The organism is Azospirillum sp. UENF 312511, from assembly GCF_058780635.1.
Genome location: NZ_JBSNCG010000002.1, coordinates 63,258 through 82,746, shown reverse-complemented (window position 1 = coordinate 82,746; position 19,489 = coordinate 63,258). Strand labels below are relative to the sequence as shown.

Here is a 19,489-nt window from a genome sequence, read left to right as displayed (position 1 = left end):
TTCGTCTTCAAGGTCCGGCGCTCGCGGAAGACGCGGCACGGCTTTACCAAGGAGGCGGTGCGATGACTGTGTCGGTCTGTGGCACGCTGGACGAGATCCTGCACCCGGCCTCCGCCGATTTCCGCAGTCTGCCGGACCTGATCGGCGGGCTGATGGGGCGGCTGGCCGACCGCGCGCCGCTGCGCGGCGGGGCGCTGTGGCTCCAGGACATGGGCACGCTGGTGCTCGCCCAGGATCGGGCGGGCGGGCGCCTGTGCTGGACGGCGGACGGCGACCCCAACGACGCCGCGGCCGACCCGGAGGCGGTGGTGGTGCCCATCACCTACGCCGACGCGCCGGTCGGCGAGATGCGGCTGGTCCTCGACCGCGCGCCGGACGGCGCCGCGCCCGAAGCGCCCATGCTGCAGGACGTCGCCCGCCAGTGCGGTTATCTGGCCAAGCGCTACGAGGTGCGGCGCTGGGCGGAGCGGCGGTTCGGGCGGCCCCTGATGATGGTCGGCATGAGCCCGGCGCTGCGCGAGCTGGACGCCTTCCTGGAGCAGGCCGCCCACAGCGCGCTGCCCGTCCTGCTGACCGGCGAGTTTGGAACGGAGAAGGCGCAGCTCGCCGCGGCGATCCACGGCTGCGGGCCGCGGCGCGACGGCCCTTTCGTCCAGGTCAACGGGGCGGACCCGGCGGGCACTCCCGCCGACTGGTTCGCGCGGGCCGCAGGCGGCACCCTGTTCCTCAGCGGCGTGGACGAGATGACCCCGGCCCTTCAGGGGCAAATCGTCCAGCACATGCCCTCCCAGCTCGGCCAATGGCTCGACGCGCCGGGGGGCTGGCCGCTGTCCGCCACCGGGGCGGCCGCCGGGATGGCCAGTGGGATGGGGGAGCCGCGGGTCATCGCCTCGACGACCGCCGACCTGCGGCGGCTGGCGGAGGAGGGGCGCTTCTCCCGCCCGCTGCTGGCCGAACTGGATTTCCTGTGCGCCACCGTGCCGCCGCTGCGCGACCGGCCGGCGGACATCGAGCCGCTGGTCCTCGCCGCCCTGGAGCGCCACGGTGGGCGTGCCGACGAGACGCGGACCGACGAGTTGATCGCCCTGTGCAAAGCCCACAGCTGGCCGGAGAACCTGTTCGAGCTGGAGCGGGTGATCGCCCGGCTGGCGGTGATGACCGGCGGCCGGCCGATCCGCCACGGCGACGTGCGCCGCCACGCCCCCTGGATGGTCGGCGGCGCCATGCCGACGGACCCGGAGGCCGGCATTCATCCGGTGGGCCATCCGAACGGCCATCCGGAGCCCGCGTCCGTTGTCCCGCCGGCTCCCTCGCCCGCGGACCATTGGGTGCACTGCGCGCTGACCCGCGACCAGGACGCCCTGGCCCGGCTGCACGGCGGCCTGCGCAAGGCGCTGGTGTTCCTGGGTGAGCGCTTCGCCGACCCGATCACGCTGGATGAGCTGTCCCGGCAGGCCCATGTCAGCCCGTCGCACCTCAGCTACCTGTTCCGGACGGAGCTTCAGACCTCCTTCAAGGGTCTGCTTGGCCGCATCCGCATCCACAAGGCGCGCGAGCTTCTGGCCGCCGACCGCCGCCTGCCCATCACCGAAGTGGCGATGAGCGTCGGCTACGGCGACCTCAGCCATTTCGAGAAGAGCTTCCGCCGCCTCGTCGGGGAAAGCCCGCGAGAATTCCGGCGCAACCTGCCGGGAGCCGGCCGGCGGCCCTGAACCGGCCTTCACGCCTCATTTCAACGAAACGTCCGAAGCGTACGGGAACGTTCCCTGTTCCGTGCCGGCGTCCACGGCCCGGCGTGGTTCGGCATTGGCGTTCCCGCTTTTTTCCATGGCCGGCCATCGGACCGGCATCGCAAGACGGGTGGGATCATGGATAGGTACTGCGTTGGATTCATTGCCGTTGCCAGCCAGAAGACGGCCTTGTATGCCGGCAACAAGGACATCGATGAATATTTCAAGAATATCGATCCGGACAAATTGGATGCAATGGATTTCATTGTTTACTGTAGGTCTGTGCTTGGCTATCAGGCAAATGGGATCTATCGATTTTTAAGGTATATGAAATCATCCCCGCTATCCAACAGCGCCCTGCAGGCTCTGGCGTCCATCTATGCCGGCCATTTCGCGATCTTCGCCGAAGCGTCCGGCGACGGCGGGATACAGCGTACGGTGACGGGCTTCAACCCGGCCTCGCTGACCTCCAGCATGATCAAGACGACGCCTTTGAAGCAAGGTGGCGCGATGCCGGGAAAATGGTACGACGACAAAGAGATGTTCATGGACCCCACCCGGCGTGTCATCTCCATCCCCGTCTCAAAGGCGGTTTATGAGACATTCAGGGATGACTTGGAGGAATTGAAGAACAACCGGTCGACGTTGCTGACGGGAGCGAACAGCAGCGGGAACATGCTGTACGGCTGGTACATGCTCGACAAGAGTGCCAGCAAATACAATTGCGTTACCGCCAGCATAACGGCGTCATCGAAAATCATCGAAAAACTGGAACGGCAAGACCCGAAACCAGAGGGTTTGGACGAGCTGAAAAATGTGACGGACAAGCTGGATTATTGCGCGAACACCCTCACCAGGGGCGGCGCCGGGACACTGACCTGGGTGTTGTTGGGGATGCAGGCCGGCAGTTTTCTGGTGGAGGATCGGAAATTGCTGGATGGCATTCTCTACGAGGCGCTCAACAGGCGGTCGAAGGTGTGGTCGCCGAAACTATGAGTGTCTCCGCGGAAACGGCCCCGCCCGAGAGGAGGTCATCCTTCGGGCGGGGCCGTTTTCTTTGGCGAAGCGGGAACCGTGGTGACGCCCGCAATCGATGCCAACGCATCGATCGGCTTCCATTCATCCGATCAGGTTGACCAGCCTGATCTCGCCGGTCGTGGCCTCGTAGACGGCGAAGTACCCCGCCCCGCGCGACAGGCCGGGATCAAGCGCCAGAATGTTGGCCCAGCGGTTGCCGATGAGGGCCCAAAGGCTGTCCAGCTCCGAACCGTACAGGGGGCGGGCCGCCAGCCATGCCGGGTCCATGCCGATGCGGAAGCCGGGATCGGACAGCACGGTCTCCACTCGCCGGCGCAAAGCGTCGCGGAACCGTTCCAGCGAATCCGCCGTCATGTCCTTGGCCGAGCCTGGGAAATCATCGAGCAGAGCCTGATCCTCCGCCGCGAAGTCGTTCCTGGGGAGCGGCGTGCCGCGCAGCGCCCGCAGAACCTCGTCGATGCGGTCCAGCGGCGTGTTCGGGTCCTGGAGAACGTCGCCGATCGGCTTCAGGCAGCGCAGGACCGACACCGCGTCCCGTCCGTCGGGATGGCTGGCGAGATGCTCGTGGATCGCCGCGTTGGACGCGGTCAGGATGTCGTCCAGATGCAGGCGGCCAACCGCGGCGGCGGTCATGGCCGCGACCTGCCTGTCGATGGCGTCGCGGACCGCCTCGGCGTCGCCTTGGCCCAGCGCCGGCCGGATGGTCTCCCACATCCCCCGGTCCATGATCGGTTCCAGGCTGTCGCCCAGCGTCATGACGATCCGGCCCTCGCCGGCGCACAGCGGGGCGAACACCCCCAGCATTTGGACCGAGAAGGGGAAGTCGAGAACCACGGTCCGCGCCGTCCATCCGGACGCCATCAACGGCGCGACGACGCTTGCGGCCAGGGCGTCCGCCGTCCAGGTTCCGGGGGACAGCAGGGGCTGTCCGTCGGCGCTCCGTCCGCCGCTGCCCTGGTTCACGACGAGCAGGTCCAGAGTTCGTTGCGCCTCGGCGCCGGTCGGGGAAGGGCCGAGCCGTTGCGCCGCGTCGACGGGGTTGTCGTTCAGGGTGATCCGGAAAGCGTCGTCGGGGTGGTAGCTGCGCGGGTAGTCGGCGGCGGACCCCTGGGCCAACTCCGCGCTGCTCAGCATCAGATGGCGGCACCGGCCCTGGCGCAGCGCCGTCACCGACGGGTCGGCGCCCTCCGGCGCTCCGGTGCGCAGGCCGAGGGCGGTCAGGGCGTTCAGCGTGGCGGCCAGCCGGCCGCGGACGGCGCCGTCGTCGGTCTGTGCGAGGCTCTCGCGGACCGAACGGATCGTCTCGGACAGGGCGGCGACGGGCAGTCCCCAGATCAGCGAGGGCGGCGGCGCGCCTGGCGTGGTGCCCGTCACGGTGAGCGTGGCCCCGACCGGGGCATAGCGGAACGGGCCGAGATCCGCCTCGTCATGCCAGACGATGGCCAATTGCCCACCGTCACGGGTCAGCGTGAAATTGCTGCGGTGGGTGGCCAGCCAGTCCTCGATCTGCGAGGCGGCGGCGCTGAGGATGTCGTCCGGCGGGCGCCTGGGCTCACCGTCCTGGAGCAGAATGGCGACGGGGGCCGCGGCGGCGGCGTGCTCTTGCCCTGGCAGGCCCTGCTCCAGCTGCAGCGCCGCGGCCCAGGGACCCTGAATCACCGGCTGGATGCCCGGACCGTTCAGCGCCGCCGCCAGCGAGGGCAGGGAGGTGAGGTGGTTCAGCAGCGCCCCGGAATCCTCGAAGCCATTGCGCAGAAAGGCCGCCCGCTTCTCCAGATGGCTTTCCATGGCCGCCGACACCCAAAGGCCGAATCCCACGGCGCTCGCGATGGCCGCGTCGCCATCGCTCCAGGCGCCCTTGTCCTTGGCAGCCTTGATGGCCGCGGAGACCGTGGCGGGCAGGGTGGCCAGATCCGCGTAACCGGGAAGCTTGGAGGCAAACCAGCCGTCGAAGGCCGTCGCCAGCGCCTTGTCCGTGGCGAGCGCGTAGCCCTGGCAGAGCTGCTCCAGGATCACGACGAACAACCGCTGCACCGCGATGTCGCCAAGCCCGTCGATGGCCTTCAGGGACAGCGGCGCCACGCCTTCCCGGATGCGGGCGCGGATCGCCGCGATGCCGTCCGCCGTGGCCTGGTCCTGGTTGGCCAGCAGACCGTGCAGCCGGGCGATCAGCGCCGGAGCCGCGTTCCGTGGCGGGGGCGCTGAGCGGCACAGGGCATCGACCGACCGCAGGGCCGAGGTGATCCGGTAGGCCGTTCCCGGCCGCGGCAGGCCGTCTTCGAGCCGCAAGTCGCCGGTGAAGCGCCGCCATTGCTGCTGGGCGGCCAGGGTGCCGTGGCGTGGGATGGTCACGTCGACCAGCACGGCGGCGCAGCCGTTGCGTCCGTAATCCGCCTTCTCCCGGCTTCCGACGCCCGCTCCCCCGACGCCCGACGCCCCGCCTCCGGTGTCGTCCGCCGCCGGGCTGTCCGCGGGCGCCGCACCGGCCAGCCGGTGAAGCAGTCCGTACAGCTCCAGCTTGAGCGAGAACAGGGCCATGACAAGGACGTTGTGCAGACGCTGGAACAGCGCGAACCAGGCCGGCGCCGGCAGGGCGGGGTTGACGAGAACCCGGGCGACCCACCCGCGGGTGCCCGCGCGCCCGTCCTCCAGGACGATGAAGCGGCTGTTTCCGGACGGATCGGTCTCGGCCGCCCGCTGCGCCAGCGCCCGCATGCGGTTGCGCAGCCAGACCGCCAGTTGCGGATAACCGCCGTTGAGGAGGCGCGTCAGCGCGCGGTCGGCGTCGGCCAGACGGTCCGCGGGAAGCGGCCCGTCGGACGCGACCTTGAAGCGGATGGCGAGCCGGAGGCGGCAGGCGGCCTCGGCGGTGTAGGACAGATGAACGCCGGCGGCGGCCTGCGCCGCGTCGTCCAGCCCGTCGATGATGCGGGCGAGTCCCGCCATGATGGCTTCCACCGCGTCCCAGCTCTGCGCCGCCGCCATGTCCTGGTCGAGGCCGCGAAGCTGGCGCCGTTCCTCCTGGAAGGGAGCGGTGCCGCCCGCCTCCGCCGGTCCTGCAAACGCCTCGATCAGCGGTAGCAGGATGTCGCGGACGCCGCGCAGCCGGCGCGAAATGGCGTCGGACCCGATGGGCTGGCCGGCCTTCGCCGCGCCGACGACGCCCGACGTCTGTTTCAGCAGGCGTCGGGCGCCGCTCAGCCGGTCGTCGGGAAGGGGAAAGCGCTCGCCCTCATAGACCGCTCCGGGTGGCACGCCCAGCAGGCCCGGCGTTCCTTCGCCCGCCACGAACAGGCGCTCCATGGCGGCGGTCTGGATTGCGGCGGTCTCGGCGGTGGCCCGCGCGCCGGGCGCTCCGATCCCGAAGGAGGCCCCGCGCACCATCCGCAGCCAGTCCGTCTCGGACGGCTGGAGCGGGTGGACGGCCACCGCGGTCCAGCCGAGCGTGACGTCGCGCTGGGAGGACGGCACGACCGGCAGGCCCAGCGCCTGAGTTGCGGCACCGGCCACCGCGTCCATGCTCGCCTCCACCGGAGTGGCGGGCGGGGCGGAGGGCGGAGTTTCGGGCGCGACAACGATCAATTTCCGGCGCGTGCGGGACGGCATGCGGGATGTCCTTCAGCTCGGTTGGGGCCCGGATTTGCGTCCAGGTTCGGAAACGGGCGGAAACGCCTCCGCCCCGCGCGAGCCGGGAAACCGCGCGACGTCGCGGACACCCCGGGGCGGCAGGTCGGTGGCGGCGGCGTCAAAGGGCCGGGTCGCCCTTGCTGTTCATCGCCCGCGCGATCTGCGCGCTCGCTGCGGCCATGGCCTGCTGCGCCGCCTCGTTGGCTGCGGCGACGGCCTTCTGCTGCTGCTCGCTGGCCTGCTGCATCGCTTGGCCGCCGGCTCCGGCTCCGCTGGCGGCCTGAAGCGCCTGGGACATCGCCTCGTTCGCCTGGGACATCGCGCCCTGCTCGTCGGCATGGCCGCCGGGGTGGGCGGTCAGGCCGGGGATCGCCTCCACGGCATGGCCGGCGAGCTGGATGGCCTGCTCGACGGCGGCCAGCGCCTGCTCGGCGGCGGCGTTCACGCTTTTCACCGCGTGGTCGAGCAGCGCGCTGGCGATTTCGGCGGGCGTCTTGGTGCCCGCCTCGAACGGCGCCGTATCGGGCGCTGCGACCGGAGCGTCGGCCGGCGGCGCCGCCGGCGCGGCGGGCGTGGCCGGAACCGCCGCGTCCGGTGCCGCCGGAGCGGCCGCCGGTTCAGGGTGCGGGCTGCTGGGGGGCTGGGAAACGCCCATCCTTCGATCTCCTTCGTCCGGTTCGGTTTTGCGGCGGGCGTGCCGCCGTGGCCGTCCGCGTCTCCGCCGGCGCCGCCGCGGCTTCGGCGGTCGGTGTGGATGGCGCAGAGGGCGGCGCAGAAAGCGGTGCACAGGGCGCTGCAGAAGGCGCCGCCCCGGTCACGGCCTGTTGAGGCGAGTCAGGCGGCGGCAGTGGTGGCGGCAGTGGTGGCGGTGGCGGGGGGATCGGGGCGAAAGCAGCGCAGCGAGATCACCCCCGCGGCCCCCATCTGGATTTCCGCCTGGATGCCCTTGCCGAAGACGGGGAAGAGACAGGACGCGCCGTCCTGGCCCATGATGCCGCGTTGCGGCGGCGTCGCCGACAGCAGGGCCTGCGCCCCGGCGAGATAGCCGGCCACCAGCACCCGCACCGCGTCGCCGGTCTCGTCCCGGAAGGCCGTGTCGCGGACGATCTGCAGCGCCCCGTCCGACAGCCGGGCGAAGCCGACCGGCCGGCCGCGCTTCTGCCAGTTGGAAACCGCGTGCGCCACCTCCGCCGGGGCGGCCAGCGGGGGGACCTGCGGGCATTCCAGGAAGCCGAACAGCTGCGGCAGGATGGTGTCCAACGCGCCGCCGGCCCGTTTCTTCCGGTCGTCCGGCGTCGCGGTCAGGGAGCCCAGCCGGTTCACGTAGATCAGATAGAACTGATAATAGTCCGCGAACTCCTGCACGGTGCGCGCCTGCTCCACCGCGAAGGCGGCCGCCTCCTTCTGCAGCTCGGGGTTCGCCGTCCCCTGGCTTTCCTTGCGGTAGAGCAGCTCCTGCACCGCCAGCTGCTCGTCGAAGCCCATGAACTGGAAGACCGGAGCCCCGGAGACTCCCAGCCCGGCAAGGAAGGACGCACTGGCGGCGAAGTCGTCCTGCGTCAGGAGAGTGTGGTCGGCGAGGATGCGCTTGACCTGGGCCGACACCGTGGCGCTGGTCTCGCCGGATTCGGCGTCGGCCAGCGTGCGCAGGCTGTCCACCCCGAGCGTCATCAGCTTCACCGGGCTGACCATCAGCTTCAGATTGGGCAGCAGGGCCAGCCGCGTCGCGTGAAGACCCTGCTGGACCTGCTCCACGAGCGTGCTCTCGTCCGGGAAATCGTAGCGCGGACCGGCGTTGCTGATGGCCCAGTCGAGCCACTCCGACCCGCCATCGATGAAGGCGAGCGCAAGCCGCCCCAGGTCGGTGAGCCCGGCGCGGTTCTGGATCATCTTGTTGGCGACAGAGACGGTCATGGTGGGGACACCTGCGTAAGGGTCAGCTCGACGGGAAGCTATTCAGGACCGTGGAGGCCGCGGTACCGATGCTGGTGAAGTCGTTGGCGGCGCTCGTCATCATCCCCTGCGCCTGGGTCAGGGCGGTGACGTATTTCGGGTCGCCCGTCGCCAGGAGCTGCGCCATCGCGACACCGATCGCCGTGGTGGCGATGGTCGAGACGTTGCGCAGCGTGTCCGTCGCGTCCTGCACGGCCATGGCCGTGGACTGGGCGACCGCCTGATAGGCTTTCCCCGCGCCGCTGGTGGTGACGACCTGCGGGCTCATGGTCGCCGTCTGCGTCTGGTTTATGACGTCAATGATCTGCGCATTGACCTTCGTGGGCTCCGACATGAAGGCTCCTTGCTCGTTGTGGCCTGGACGGCCGGCCGCTGGGAGATGGACGCGGGGTCAATCACGACCCGCCGCTGACGGTGCTGTTGCCGGTGCCGCCGGTGACGGTGCTGTTCCCGGAGCCACCGGTGACGGTGCTGTTTCCAGAGCCGCCGGTGACCGTGGGGGGCAGGGTGGTGAGCGAGGTCGTCAGCAGCGGGGTCAGCGGCTGCAGCGGCGACGCGCTGCCCCCCGAACCGGATGAGCCCGAACCGGACGACCCCGACGGCGGCGGCGGGGGCGTGGTGGGGAAGGGCACGGACAGCATCTTGGCGCAGGCGGCGGTGACCGCGGCGGAATTGACCATGCCGGCGTTCTGCTGGCGGTGCACGGCGTTGTGCATCGCCATGCCGAGTGTCTCGACCATCACGGCGTCGAGCATGGCGAACGACTGCGCGGGGGACTGTCCCGTCAGAAGCGTGACGATGTCCGACGTCGCGTCGATCACCTGGGTGTTCACGGTGCCTTCGTCGCTCATGATTTTGCGGTTCCCTTGGTGATGATCAGCGTGAGGACCTGGGCGAGCGCGGCTTCGGTGATGACCTGGGCGCGCTGCTGGTTGGCGACGGCGTTCTGCATGGCCAGGCCGAGGCTGTCGGCCATGGCGACGTAGGTCATGTCCATCGCCAGGGATGGGGTCAGGCCAAGCGGTATCGCCGTGTTCGCCGCGACCGATCCGGCAAGGCTGGCGGAGCTTCCGTCCGGCATTCACACACTCCAGCCTTCAGGCTCCCGCCACAGCTTCTGCGGACACGGGCTTCTGCGCGACCGGGCGCTTCAACCTGTGGCGGAGGCCGCCCCCGGTTTCCCGAGGGCGGCCCGCCGGCTCTCCTTAGGAGAGGCCCAGGATCTGGGTGGTGACGACGCCGGTCGAGGCCGTGTCGACGGAGTACAGGGTCGACAGGCCCTGCGTGGTCGCCGCCTGCATCACCACGTAGGACTGCTGCTGGTTGTTCGTGGCGTTGTGGGCCGCGTTCGACAGCGCCTGGCTGGTGGCGACGAACAGGTTGCCCATCGCGACGGCCGGGGCGTCGCCCAGGACCTTGGTGTTGACCTGGGAGACCGAGTCCGTGATCTGGTTGTTCAGGGCGGTCGGGAAAGCCATCGTGTTTGCTCCTTACATCAGATGTTGCGTTGGTTCGAGGCCAAAGCGCCGGCGGCGGTGCGGCGGACGGCGGCGGGTGCCGCGCCCGCCGACCGGTCAGCCGAGGAGCTTCGACGTGGCGGCGCCGGTGGTCGCGGTGTCGATGGAGTAGAGCATCGCGACGCCCGTCGTCGTGGCGGCCTGCGCCGTGACGTACATCTGCTGCTGCGCCAGGGTCGCGTTGTGGGCCGCGTTGGCCAGCGCCTGGGCGGTGGCCTGGTACAGGTTGCCCATGGCGATCGCCGGCGAGCTGCCAACGACCTGGACGTTGCTCTGGGCTACGGAATCGGTGATCTGGCTGTTGACTGCCGTCGGGAAAGCCATCTGACGTTATTCCTTGGCGAATGGTTCGGGATGGATGGCCGGCGGCCCGTTCCGGATGCCCGTGGGCGCCCGGTCCTGGCCGGTCGGCTCATCAGCTCCCCAGGATCGACTTGGTGGCGACGCCGGTGGAGGCGGTGTCGATCGAGTAGAGCGTGGCGACGCCCATGGTCGTGGCGGCCTGCATGGTCACGTAGGACTGCTGCTGGTTGTTGGTGGCGTTGTGGGCCGCGTTGGCCAGCGCCTGGGCCGTGGCCTGGAACAGGTTGCCCATGGCGATCGCCGGAGCGTCGCCCAGGACCTTGGTGTTGGCCTGGGTGACGGAATCGGTGATCTGGTCGTTCACGGCGGTCGGGAAAGCCATTTGTTCGTCCTCTTCGGTTGCCTGCCGCCCGCCCGCCATCCCTCATGGAAGGCGGGGTGGCGCAGGTGGTTTGAAACGTCGATGGCGGCGCGGGTCCGGCTTACGAGCCGAGGCCCTTGACGCCGGTGCTGAGGATGCTCTTCGTCGCCACGCCGGTGGAGGCGGTGTCGATCGAGTAGAGCGTGGCCACGCCCTGGGTGGTGGCGGCCTGCGCGGTCACGTAGGACTGCTGCTGGGCGTTGGTGGCGTTGTGGGCCGCGTTGGCCAGCGCCTGAGCCGTGGCCTGGAACAGGTTGCCCATGGCGATCGCCGGAGCGTCGCCCAGGACCTTGGTGTTGGCCTGGGTGACGGAATCGGTGATCTGGTCGTTCACGGCGGTCGGAAATGCCATTGTCTTTCCTCACTGGTGGGGCCGGTTTCAAAGGCGGCCGCTGGTGGCGTCGATCATTCGCGCAGCCTCATGCGACCATGGGATGCGTGAACAGCGGACGATGCGACTGTAGCGATGTGGAATGCCGTCCGATTGGTCTATCCGGCGAAAGAATCCGGCGGATCGCGTGAGTTTTGTGCGCTTGGGTTGCGTGTCGGCGATCGATGCGGAGAAAGCGTGTGGCGCCGGTGCGACCGATTCTTGCGCAGCGGGCACAACGATGGCCGCAAGGCCACGCAATTCCGCGTCCCGCCGCCCGCGCCGCCGCCCGGGAAACCGGCGCCATCCGGAGGAATTGACGGCGAGGGGAGGGGCGACGGGAACGCGAAGCGGCGTCGCTCCACGGATTGCGGGGATGACGAACGAAATCACGCCGCTCTATTCTTGGTCTGGTCTTTGATGATACTGTCGATATGGAACGAAGTCTGGAAGGTGCCGAGCGTGCTTAAGAAAAGTGCAGTATCCGTGGCCCCAAACACTGCCGTTGCAACAAATGAAACCAAACGGGCGGCGCACAGCGCATTTGATAATGCGCAGGGGCAGCTGTTCGGCATCATCATGACCGCGTTCGGGATTTCCATACTGCATGCCGCCGGATTGATCACCGGGCAGGCGGCGGGGCTGTCCTTCGTCATCGCCTACGCCACGGGGCTGGATTTCGGCCCGGTGTTCTTCGTGGTGAACCTGCCCTTCTACGCGCTGGCGCTGGCGCGCATCGGCTGGCGCTTCACCGCGAAATCGCTTCTGGCGGTCACCAGCATCTCGGTGCTGACCACGCTGGCGCCGCAGGCGATCCGCTACGACGCTCTCCACCCCTATGTGGCGGCGGTTCTGGCGGGCTTCTGCATCGGCATCGGGGTGATCGGCCTGTTCCGCCACGGCTCCAGCGGTGGCGGGGTGGGCATTCTCGCCTTCTACATCCAAGAGAAGACGGGCTTCCGCGCCGGCTGGCTCCAGGCCATGTTCGACGTGGTGATCTTCTCCATGGCGGTCTTCGTGATCGACGGGAAGGCCGTGCTGGCTTCGATGCTGGGGGCGGCGGTGCTGAACGCCTTCGTCGCCTTCAACCACCGGACGGACTGGTACGTGGCCCGCTGAGACCCTTCGTCCGGCACCATCCCGTCGCGACCGTCGCAGCCTGTTGCATTTCTCCGCGGGATTGGTACCCTGTCCCGCATCGCCAGCCACGCTGGCCGTAAGCGTTCAACGTCAACCAACGCACTCAACGATCCTCGCCGATCGGAGTGCGTTCGCATGTTCGGACGGACGGCCATCGGCGGGGACCAGTGTGGAGCACACCATGGGTCCCCAGCAAAGGCCGGATCATAGGCCGGTGTCGGCGCGCGATCCGGCGCAAGGCCGCCTAGTCGTCCTGACTGCCGTCCTCTTCGTCTCCTACCTCTGTGTCGCCCTGTCCCTTCCCGTCGTGCCGCTGTTCGTGGCCGGGGATCTCGGGATGGGCAATGTCTGGGCCGGGCTGGGCGTGGGAAGCGCCTTCCTCGCCACCATCCTCAGCCGCGGCTTCGCCGGAACCGTCTCTGACCGACGCGGCGCCAAGCGCGCGGTCGGGCGGGGGCTGGCCTTCTATGTGGCCGGCGGGCTGGTCTCGATGGCCGCCGGTGCTCTGTCGTTCTCGCCATGGGCGGCCTTTTCCGTGCTGGTGGCGGGCCGCCTGCTCATCGGCGTCGGCGAAAGCCTCGTCGGGGTCGGGGTGGTCGCCTGGGGGATCGGCATCGTCGGGCCGCAGCGCTCGGGCCGCGTGCTGGCGCTGATCGGGGCGGCGCTCTACGGCGCCTTCGCGGCGGGCGGACCGCTGGGGCTGGCGCTGCTCGACCGCTTCGGTTTCTCCGGCGTCATGGCGGTCAGCGCGCTGCTGCCCGCCGTCGGGCTTCTGGCGATCCGGCGCATGGAAGGAACCCCGGCCCATCCAGACGCCGAGCGCCCGCCCTTCCGCAGCGTGCTGGGGCGGATCTGGCGGCAGGGCGCCATCGTCAGCCTCCAGGGCATCGGTTTCGCCGCCATCGGCGCCTTCTTCTCGCTGCACTTCGTCCGCGAGGGCTGGCCCCACGCCGGGCTCGGCCTGACCGCCTTCGGCCTCGGCTTCGTGCTCGTCCGCTTCGCGCTGGGCCATCTGCCCGACCGCTTCGGCGGCCTGCGCGTGGCGATGGGGTCTCTGGCGGTGGAGGCGGTCGGGCAGGCTCTACTATGGACCGCGGGCGACCCCGTCACGGCGCTGGCCGGCGCCTTCCTGACGGGGCTCGGCTGCTCGCTGGTCTTTCCCGCCATGGGGCGGGAGGTCGTCCATCTCGTCGAGCCGCAGCTCCGCGGCACCGCGCTCGGCGCCTTCGCGGCGTTCCAGGACGTCGCCTACGGCCTGACCGGACCGCTGGCCGGGCTGCTCGCCGACCGGGTGGGCTACGGCGGCGTCTTTCTGCTGGGGAGCGTCGCCGCCGTGCTGGGCTTCCTGACCACCGTCCAACTGCTCCGCGCGCGGCCGGTGGTAAAGACCAGCCCGACCTAAGCTATTCCCCCGCCGCGGCCTTCAGGAGGGTGATGCTGATCCGCCGGTTCTGCGGGGCCAGCGGGTTGGCGGTGTCGAGATGGTCGAGGTCGGCGCGGCCCTCCACCCGGACGATCCGCCGGGCCGGCACGCCGGCGGCGATCAGCTCGCGGCGGGCGGCGTTGGCGCGGTCGCTGGACAGCTCCCAGTTGCCGTACTTCGCCCCGTCCGCATAGCCCAGCGCGTCGGTGTGGCCGGTGATGCTGAGGCGGTTGGGCGACGACGCGACGGCGCCGGCGACCAGCCGCATCAGGCGGCGCCCCTGCTCGTTCATCTGGGCGGAACCGACGTTGTACATCGATACCTTCGCCTGATCGGTGAGCTGCACGCGCAGGCCGACGGACGTCTGCTCGATGACGACGCTGCCGGCGAGCGCTCCCAGCTCGGGCATCGTCTCCAGCGCCGTGCGCAGGTCGCGCTCGGCCTTTTCCAAACCTTGCTGCTCGCTCAACGCCGCGGTCTGGCGGTCGAGCAGGGCCTCCAGCTCCGCCCGCGCGTCGCGGTCCGTCTGGCTTCGGCCGCCGGGCGGGTTGGGCATGGGGTCCTTGCGCCCGGCGGGCTCGCGGTCGCTCTCGCCCAGCGAGGCGACGACGGGCGGGGCGGCCACCGGCACGCTGTGCTCCCCCGGCGCGTTGGGGGTGGACAGCGCCCCCGTCTTGTCCACCGCCCGCCCGGCGAGCATGCCGTCGGCGCCCGAGTTGGACTGCGACAGGGCCACCGGGTTGAAATAGTCGGCGATGCCCTTGCGCTGCTCCACCGTGGTGATGTTCATCAGCCACATGATCAGGAAGAAGGTCATCATCGCCGTCACGAAGTCGGCGTAGGCCAGCTTCCAGGCGCTGTTGTGCTCTTCCTCCTCCTCGCCGTAGCGGCGCTTGATGATGATCGTCGGCTCGATGCGCTTGCGGGGCATGGCGGGGCCTCAGGCGGGCTGGCTCGCCTCGCGGGCCTTCGCCTGCGAGGAGAGGGTGGTGGCGACCTCGACCTCGGCAAGGCTCGGCTGCGTGTCGGCGAACAGCACCTTGCGGGCGAACTCCGCGCAGACCTGCGGGGGGCTGCCGCGCAGATAGGCGCCCAGCCCCGCGCGCACGCAGATGAACAGCGTCAGCTCCGCCTCGCGGCGATGGCGGGCGGCGGCGGCGATCGGGCCGACCAGCCCGTAGGACAGCAGCACGCCGAGGAAGGTGCCGGTCAGCGCCCCGCCGATCATGTGGCCCAGCACCTCCGGCGGCTCGCTGATCGCGCTCATGGCGTTGATGACGCCCAGCACGGCGGCGACGATGCCCAGCGCTGGCAGCGCGTCGGCCAGATTCTGCAACGCCTTCGGCACTTGGTTCAGTTCGCGCCCGATGGTCTCGATCTCCTCGTTCATCAGGGCTTCCAGATCGTGCGGGTTGTCCTGGCCCAGCGCGATCAGGCGCATGTAGTCGCACAAGAAGGTGACGCAGCGCGGCTGGCGGAAGACCGAGGGGTACTGGGCGAAGATCGGGCTGTCGTCCGGCTTGTCGATGTCGCTTTCGATGTTCGACACGCCTTTGGACTTCGCCTGCCGCAGCAGGGCGTAGAGCAGCGAGATCAGGTCCAGATACTCGTCCTTGCTGGTGTGCCGTCCGCGGGCGACCGCGCCGATGGTGCGCACGGTGGCGCGCAGCACCGCCATGGAGTTGGCGATGACGTAGCCGCCGATGCCGGCGCCGACGATGATGACGATTTCCACGGGCTGCCACAGCACGCCCATCCGGCCGCCCATGGCGGCGAAGCCGCCGAGCACGCTCAGGAAGACCGCGACGATTCCGAACAGCAAACGCATGATGTGAGTCCTCCGGCTCGGCCGAAAAAGGGGATCGGGCTCAGGGAGCCGTCGTATGGGGCGGGGGCCGTCAGGGCGCCTTCCACCGGCGCAGCACGCCGGCCAGCGCGTCGGCGGCGGCGAGCTGGCCGCCGACGGTGGCGCTGGACAGCGGCTTGCCCGCCGGGTCGGGCGGGACGGCCAGGGCGTCGAGCAGACCGGCCCAGCGAGTCCCGGCCAGCGCCTTGCCGTGGCGCTCCGCGGCGGCGGTGACCGCCGCGTCGTCGCCCGCCCGGAAGGCGGCCAGCGCGTGGAAGGCGATGTCGTCCGGCAGGGGCGCATCCTGCCCGCCCAGCAGCTCGGCGTAGGCGGCGCGGGCCGCCGGCCACTCGCCGGCCCGGAACAGGCTGTCCGCCCGGATGCGCGCCGCCTCGGGTCCGGTCAGTCCGCGCAGCGCGTCGAAGGCGCGCATCGCCTCGCCCTCGGTGGCGAAGGCCTCGGCGCGCAGCAGGGCGCGGCGTTCGGCAGCCTGGGCGTTCGGCGCGGGGCCGGCGGTGTGGTCCAACACGGCCAGCGCCTCCGTTCCACGGCCGGCGTCTAGCAGCACGCGGGCCAGTTCCAGCCCGACCGCCGCGCGCTCGGCGCCGCGTGTGGCCTCGGCGACGGTGTGGAGCAGGCGTGCGGCCTCCAGCGTGAAGCCGCCGCGGGCCAGCAGCCGGGCCATCCGGCGCTGCTGCGTTCCGGCATCGTCGTCGGTCAGCGCCACCGTGCGGCCGTAGCGCACCTGCAGGGACAGCGCGTCGAGCGCGCTGCCCGGAGTTTTCTCCAGATGGCCGATCACCGCGTCGAGAAGCCCTCGCCCGGTGGTCAGCGCCGCCTGCCCGCGCGCCGTCGCGCCGAAGCGGCGGCCGAGCAGGCCGAAGATGTCGAGCGCCGCGTCGATCCGCCCGGCGCGGGTGTAGGCGGCGCCCAGCGCGGCCAGCGCGTCCGTCTCGACGTCGCCGCCGCGCCAGGCGTAGCGCAGGCTTTCCAGCTCCGCGATGGCGCCGGGATCGTCCAGCGCGCCGCTGGCCAGCCGCAGCTCGATGGAGCGGACCTGGGCGCGGTGGCCGTAGAGGTTGGGCAGGGCGGCGGCCCGCTTGTAATGGGTCAACGCCTCCGCCGTCTCGTTGTGCAGCTCCGCCAGACGCCCGCGGAAGAAGTCCAGCCGCCCGTCGGTTGAGCCGATGCCGTCCAGCGTGATCATCTCCAGCACGATCAGGTTCAGCGATGGGCCGTCCGCCGCCTCGCCCGCCGATTCGGCCAGCAGGGTCAGAAGGCGGCCGCGCAGGTCGGCGGGGTAGGACAGCAGCCGCTTCAGCGCGATGGGCAGGCTCGATTTCGCCGCGGTCCAGCGGCTGGGAGCCAGGGTGGCGCTGCGCCAGACATGGTGGTCGGCGGCGGCGGGGGTGGGCTGCGCGCGGACGAACTGGCTGTCGTCGGGATCGGCGGTGCCGTCCAGCGCGCGGAAGGCGTCGCGCAGCAGGCGCAGCTCGTAGCGCTGGTCCGGCCCCGGCGTCAGGCTCTCCGCGGCGTCCAGCGCGGCGCGGCCCTCCTCCGGCAGGGCGCGGGCCAGCGTGAAGCGGGCCATGGCGAGCAGCGCGTCCACCCGCGCGCGGCCCTGGCTGTCGGCGATGCGCTGCTCCAGATGCTGCTTGCGCGCCGGGTAGTCGTCGCCGGCCCAGGCATCCAGGTCGAAGGCGCGGATCGGCGGGTCGGCCTGGACGGCCGGGGCAGGGGCCGCGGTCGGCGGCATGGCCGACGGCGGCACGGCGGCCACCGTCCGGGCGGGTTCCGGCTTCGGCGGCGGGGCCTTGGCAACCGGTTGTGGCTGAACCGGTGGCGGTGCCTGGACCACGGGTTGCGCCTGGACGATCGGCTGCGCCTGGGCGCTGGCGACCGGGCTCAGCCGTTCGGCTAGGCTGACAGGCGCCGCTTGGGCCGGCGCCGGTTCAGGAACCGGCGGCGGCGCGATCATCGGAAAGACCGACGCGCCGGGCGCCTCGGCCAGCAGGACGCTTTCGGACGCCGGGACCGGGGCGCCGGGCTTACGCGCCGGGCGCGGCGGGTCGGCGACGTCGATGAAGGTGATCCGCCGCTCCCGGCGCACGGTGACGCGGGCGCCGCAGGGCCAGTCCATGGTCAGGCTGCGCCCGTCCTCGGCCGTCTGGAAGCCGGTCAGCCGCCGCGAATAGGTGCCGTTCAGCGCCTCCAGAGGCCAGGGGACCGCCTGCGAGAAGGCAACGCGCCCGCCGCAGCTTCCCACATCGACCGCCGGGGCGCCCTGCGCGTTGACCAGCGCCAGACGCGAGAAGTCGGCGTGGTCGCCCGTCTGCACGGTGATCGTTGCCGGTGCCTCCGCCGCGGCGGGAGGCGCCGTCAGGGCGGTGGTGACCGACAGCAGGGCCAGGGAGATGGACAGGGTCCGGCAGGGATGCATCGCGACTGCCCCAAATTTTATCTAAATCGGAATCAAATCCCCCAAGACACCGGTCAGTTCCCGTCGCGGCGCCTCAGGTTGAAACCCGGCTTTAAACTGCATCACCTAGGTTAAGGCGGCGTTCAAACCGAAGGTGTCCGGCGATGGAGAATCCCCTTTACATTGGATTGTCGCGGCAAGTGGCGTTGCGCCGGCAGCTCGATGTCGTGGCGAACAACATCGCCAACATGAACACTGCGGGATTCCGCGGTGAACGCATGCTGTTCGAAGCGGCGATGGAGCGCGGCGGCATGAAGCCGTCCGACAAGATCGCCTTCACCATCGACCGCGCCACCTACACCGACTTCACCGCCGGCAGCCTGAAGCCGACCGACAACCCCTACGACGTGGCGCTGGACGGCGACGGCTGGCTCCAGGTGCAGACTCCGGACGGCCCGCGCTACACCCGCGACGGGCGGATGCGGCGCGACGTCGACGGGCAGCTCGTGAACGCCGGCGGCTTCCCCTATCTGGACGACAACCAGCAGCCTATCGTCATCCCGGCCGACCGCAGCCGGATGGAGATCGGCACCGACGGATTGGTGTCCGCCGACAACGAGATGATCGCCCGGCTGCGCGTCGTCCGCTTCGAGAGCCCGCAGGCGCTCGCCCAGACCGGCGACGTGCTGTTCGACGCCGTGGACGCCCAGCCGCTGCCGGCCCCGGACACCCGGATCATCCAGGGCAAGGTGGAGCAGTCCAACGTCCAGTCCATCGCCGAGATGTCGCGGATGATGGAGCTGACGCGCGACTACCAGTCGGTCACCCGCATGATGGACGACGGGCAGGACCTGCTGCGCTCCGCCATCAACCGCCTCGGCAAATCCGCTTAAAACCAGGAGATTGCGTCCATGCGCGTGCTCAGCATCGCTTCGACCGGCATGATGGCCCAGCAGTTGAACGTCGAGGTCATCTCCAACAACATCGCCAACATCAACACCACCGCCTTCAAGCGCGGGCGCGCCGAGTTCCAGGACCTGATGTACCAGTCGGAACGGCGCCAGGGCAGCCAGTCCACCGACGCCGGCACCATCATCCCGACCGGCATCGAGGTCGGCCTCGGCGTGCGTCCGGGGGCGGTCAACCGCATCAACACGACCGGCAACCTGACCTCCACCGGGAACGAGCTGGACCTCGCCATCGAGGGGCGCGGCTACTTCAACATCCGCATGCCGGCGGGCGAGACCGCCTACACCCGCGCCGGCGGGTTCAAGCTGTCGCCGGAAGGGACCATCGTGACCAGCGACGGTCACCCGGTGCTGCCGGAGGTCACCGTGCCGCAGGGCACGCGGGAGATCGCCGTGAACAGCTCCGGCGAGGTGCAGGCCTTCGTCGACGGACAGACCCGCCCGCGCGTGCTGGGCCAGCTCGTGATGACCGTGTTCGTCAACGAATCCGGGCTGGAGGCGATGGGCGACAACCTCTACCGCGCCACCCCCGCCTCGGGCGAGCCGCAGGACGGCACCAGCGGGCAGGCGGGCTTCGGCACCATCCGGCAGAAGTATCTGGAATCCTCCAACGTCAACGTCGTGCAGGAGATCACCGAACTCATCTCCGCCCAGCGCGCCTACGAGATGAACGCGAAGGTGGTCGAGGCCGGCGACCAGATGGCCTCCACCCTCTCCAACATGCGGTGACCGCC

At 70.1% G+C, this 19,489-nt stretch carries 20 protein-coding genes; 6 read left to right on the top strand and 14 right to left on the bottom strand.

The genetic code is table 11. From position 1 onward, the window contains the following. Nucleotides 1-62: 62 nt before the first annotated feature. Both ACWPN7_RS08770 and ACWPN7_RS08765 read left to right on the top strand, forming a co-directional pair. A complete protein-coding gene (locus ACWPN7_RS08770; protein WP_040138298.1) occupies nucleotides 63-1,712 on the top strand; it encodes a helix-turn-helix domain-containing protein in 1,650 nt (549 codons plus the stop codon). Between the two features lie 156 nt (nucleotides 1,713-1,868). Then, nucleotides 1,869-2,726, top strand: coding sequence for a hypothetical protein (locus ACWPN7_RS08765; protein WP_103040596.1), 858 nt, complete (start codon nucleotides 1,869-1,871; stop codon nucleotides 2,724-2,726). Between the two features lie 123 nt (nucleotides 2,727-2,849). Here ACWPN7_RS08765 and ACWPN7_RS08760 read toward each other — a convergent pair whose 3' ends face one another. The 11 genes from ACWPN7_RS08760 to ACWPN7_RS08710 all read right to left on the bottom strand — a co-directional run bounded on the left by ACWPN7_RS08760 (nucleotide 2,850) and on the right by ACWPN7_RS08710 (nucleotide 11,540). Then, nucleotides 2,850-6,374, bottom strand: coding sequence for a hypothetical protein (locus ACWPN7_RS08760; RefSeq protein ID WP_459197561.1), 3,525 nt, complete (start codon nucleotides 6,372-6,374; stop codon nucleotides 2,850-2,852). A gap of 139 nt (nucleotides 6,375-6,513) precedes the next feature. Then, nucleotides 6,514-7,050, bottom strand: coding sequence for a hypothetical protein (locus ACWPN7_RS08755; protein WP_198129140.1), 537 nt, complete (start codon nucleotides 7,048-7,050; stop codon nucleotides 6,514-6,516). A gap of 179 nt (nucleotides 7,051-7,229) precedes the next feature. Continuing rightward, nucleotides 7,230-8,309, bottom strand: a complete 1,080-nt coding sequence (locus ACWPN7_RS08750) for a hypothetical protein (protein ID WP_459197562.1) — start codon at nucleotides 8,307-8,309, stop codon at nucleotides 7,230-7,232. A 22-nt stretch (nucleotides 8,310-8,331) separates the two neighbouring features. Continuing rightward, nucleotides 8,332-8,682, bottom strand: coding sequence for a hypothetical protein (locus ACWPN7_RS08745; RefSeq protein ID WP_035680645.1), 351 nt, complete (start codon nucleotides 8,680-8,682; stop codon nucleotides 8,332-8,334). A gap of 61 nt (nucleotides 8,683-8,743) precedes the next feature. Then, complete coding sequence (locus ACWPN7_RS08740; protein WP_459197563.1) at nucleotides 8,744-9,199, bottom strand: RebB family R body protein; 456 nt, start codon at nucleotides 9,197-9,199, stop codon at nucleotides 8,744-8,746. Continuing rightward, nucleotides 9,196-9,429 carry a RebB family R body protein gene (locus ACWPN7_RS08735; protein WP_040138293.1) on the bottom strand — a complete coding sequence of 78 codons (234 nt, stop codon included), beginning with the start codon at nucleotides 9,427-9,429 and terminating at the stop codon, nucleotides 9,196-9,198. Before ACWPN7_RS08735 ends, ACWPN7_RS08740 begins: the two co-directional genes overlap by 4 nt. A gap of 124 nt (nucleotides 9,430-9,553) precedes the next feature. Next, on the bottom strand, nucleotides 9,554-9,826 hold the full coding sequence (locus tag ACWPN7_RS08730; protein ID WP_014200162.1) for a RebB family R body protein: 273 nt from the start codon (nucleotides 9,824-9,826) through the stop codon (nucleotides 9,554-9,556). A gap of 96 nt (nucleotides 9,827-9,922) precedes the next feature. Continuing rightward, nucleotides 9,923-10,189: a RebB family R body protein gene (locus ACWPN7_RS08725; protein ID WP_014200161.1), complete on the bottom strand. Its 267-nt coding sequence runs from the start codon at nucleotides 10,187-10,189 to the stop codon at nucleotides 9,923-9,925. A 91-nt stretch (nucleotides 10,190-10,280) separates the two neighbouring features. Beyond that, on the bottom strand, nucleotides 10,281-10,550 hold the full coding sequence (locus ACWPN7_RS08720) for a RebB family R body protein (RefSeq protein ID WP_014200160.1): 270 nt from the start codon (nucleotides 10,548-10,550) through the stop codon (nucleotides 10,281-10,283). A gap of 100 nt (nucleotides 10,551-10,650) precedes the next feature. Continuing rightward, nucleotides 10,651-10,941 carry a RebB family R body protein gene (locus ACWPN7_RS08715; RefSeq protein WP_014200159.1) on the bottom strand — a complete coding sequence of 97 codons (291 nt, stop codon included), beginning with the start codon at nucleotides 10,939-10,941 and terminating at the stop codon, nucleotides 10,651-10,653. Between the two features lie 407 nt (nucleotides 10,942-11,348). Then, nucleotides 11,349-11,540 carry a hypothetical protein gene (locus ACWPN7_RS08710; protein ID WP_162473423.1) on the bottom strand — a complete coding sequence of 64 codons (192 nt, stop codon included), beginning with the start codon at nucleotides 11,538-11,540 and terminating at the stop codon, nucleotides 11,349-11,351. Between ACWPN7_RS08710 and ACWPN7_RS08705 the strand changes: the two genes are divergently transcribed. Together ACWPN7_RS08705 and ACWPN7_RS08700 are read left to right on the top strand one after the other, a co-directional pair. Beyond that, nucleotides 11,539-12,078 (top strand): YitT family protein, encoded by a 540-nt coding sequence (locus tag ACWPN7_RS08705; RefSeq protein WP_246654170.1) that lies wholly within the window; start codon nucleotides 11,539-11,541, stop codon nucleotides 12,076-12,078. The genes ACWPN7_RS08710 and ACWPN7_RS08705 overlap by 2 nt on opposite strands. A 235-nt stretch (nucleotides 12,079-12,313) precedes the next feature. Further along, complete coding sequence (locus ACWPN7_RS08700) at nucleotides 12,314-13,501, top strand: arabinose transporter (RefSeq protein WP_459197564.1); 1,188 nt, start codon at nucleotides 12,314-12,316, stop codon at nucleotides 13,499-13,501. 1 nt (nucleotide 13,502) lies between these two features. Here the strand turns inward: ACWPN7_RS08700 and ACWPN7_RS08695 are convergent, their stop codons facing one another. The 3 genes from ACWPN7_RS08695 to ACWPN7_RS08685 all read right to left on the bottom strand — a co-directional run bounded on the left by ACWPN7_RS08695 (nucleotide 13,503) and on the right by ACWPN7_RS08685 (nucleotide 17,808). Continuing rightward, entirely contained in the window at nucleotides 13,503-14,453 is a 951-nt protein-coding gene (locus ACWPN7_RS08695) for a flagellar motor protein MotB (RefSeq protein ID WP_459197565.1), read from the bottom strand. Between the two features lie 9 nt (nucleotides 14,454-14,462). Then, entirely contained in the window at nucleotides 14,463-15,350 is an 888-nt protein-coding gene (gene motA / locus ACWPN7_RS08690) for a flagellar motor stator protein MotA (protein ID WP_094305778.1), read from the bottom strand. A gap of 70 nt (nucleotides 15,351-15,420) precedes the next feature. Next, nucleotides 15,421-17,808: a hypothetical protein gene (locus tag ACWPN7_RS08685; protein WP_459197566.1), complete on the bottom strand. Its 2,388-nt coding sequence runs from the start codon at nucleotides 17,806-17,808 to the stop codon at nucleotides 15,421-15,423. Nucleotides 17,809-17,951: 143 nt separating this feature from the next. On the opposite strand from ACWPN7_RS08685, the gene flgF reads away from it, so the two are divergent. Both flgF and flgG read left to right on the top strand, forming a co-directional pair. Beyond that, nucleotides 17,952-18,680, top strand: coding sequence for a flagellar basal-body rod protein FlgF (gene flgF, locus ACWPN7_RS08680; RefSeq protein ID WP_014200151.1), 729 nt, complete (start codon nucleotides 17,952-17,954; stop codon nucleotides 18,678-18,680). Nucleotides 18,681-18,698: 18 nt separating this feature from the next. Then, on the top strand, nucleotides 18,699-19,484 hold the full coding sequence (gene flgG, locus ACWPN7_RS08675; protein WP_459197567.1) for a flagellar basal-body rod protein FlgG: 786 nt from the start codon (nucleotides 18,699-18,701) through the stop codon (nucleotides 19,482-19,484). The last annotated feature ends 5 nt before the right edge of the window (nucleotides 19,485-19,489 follow it).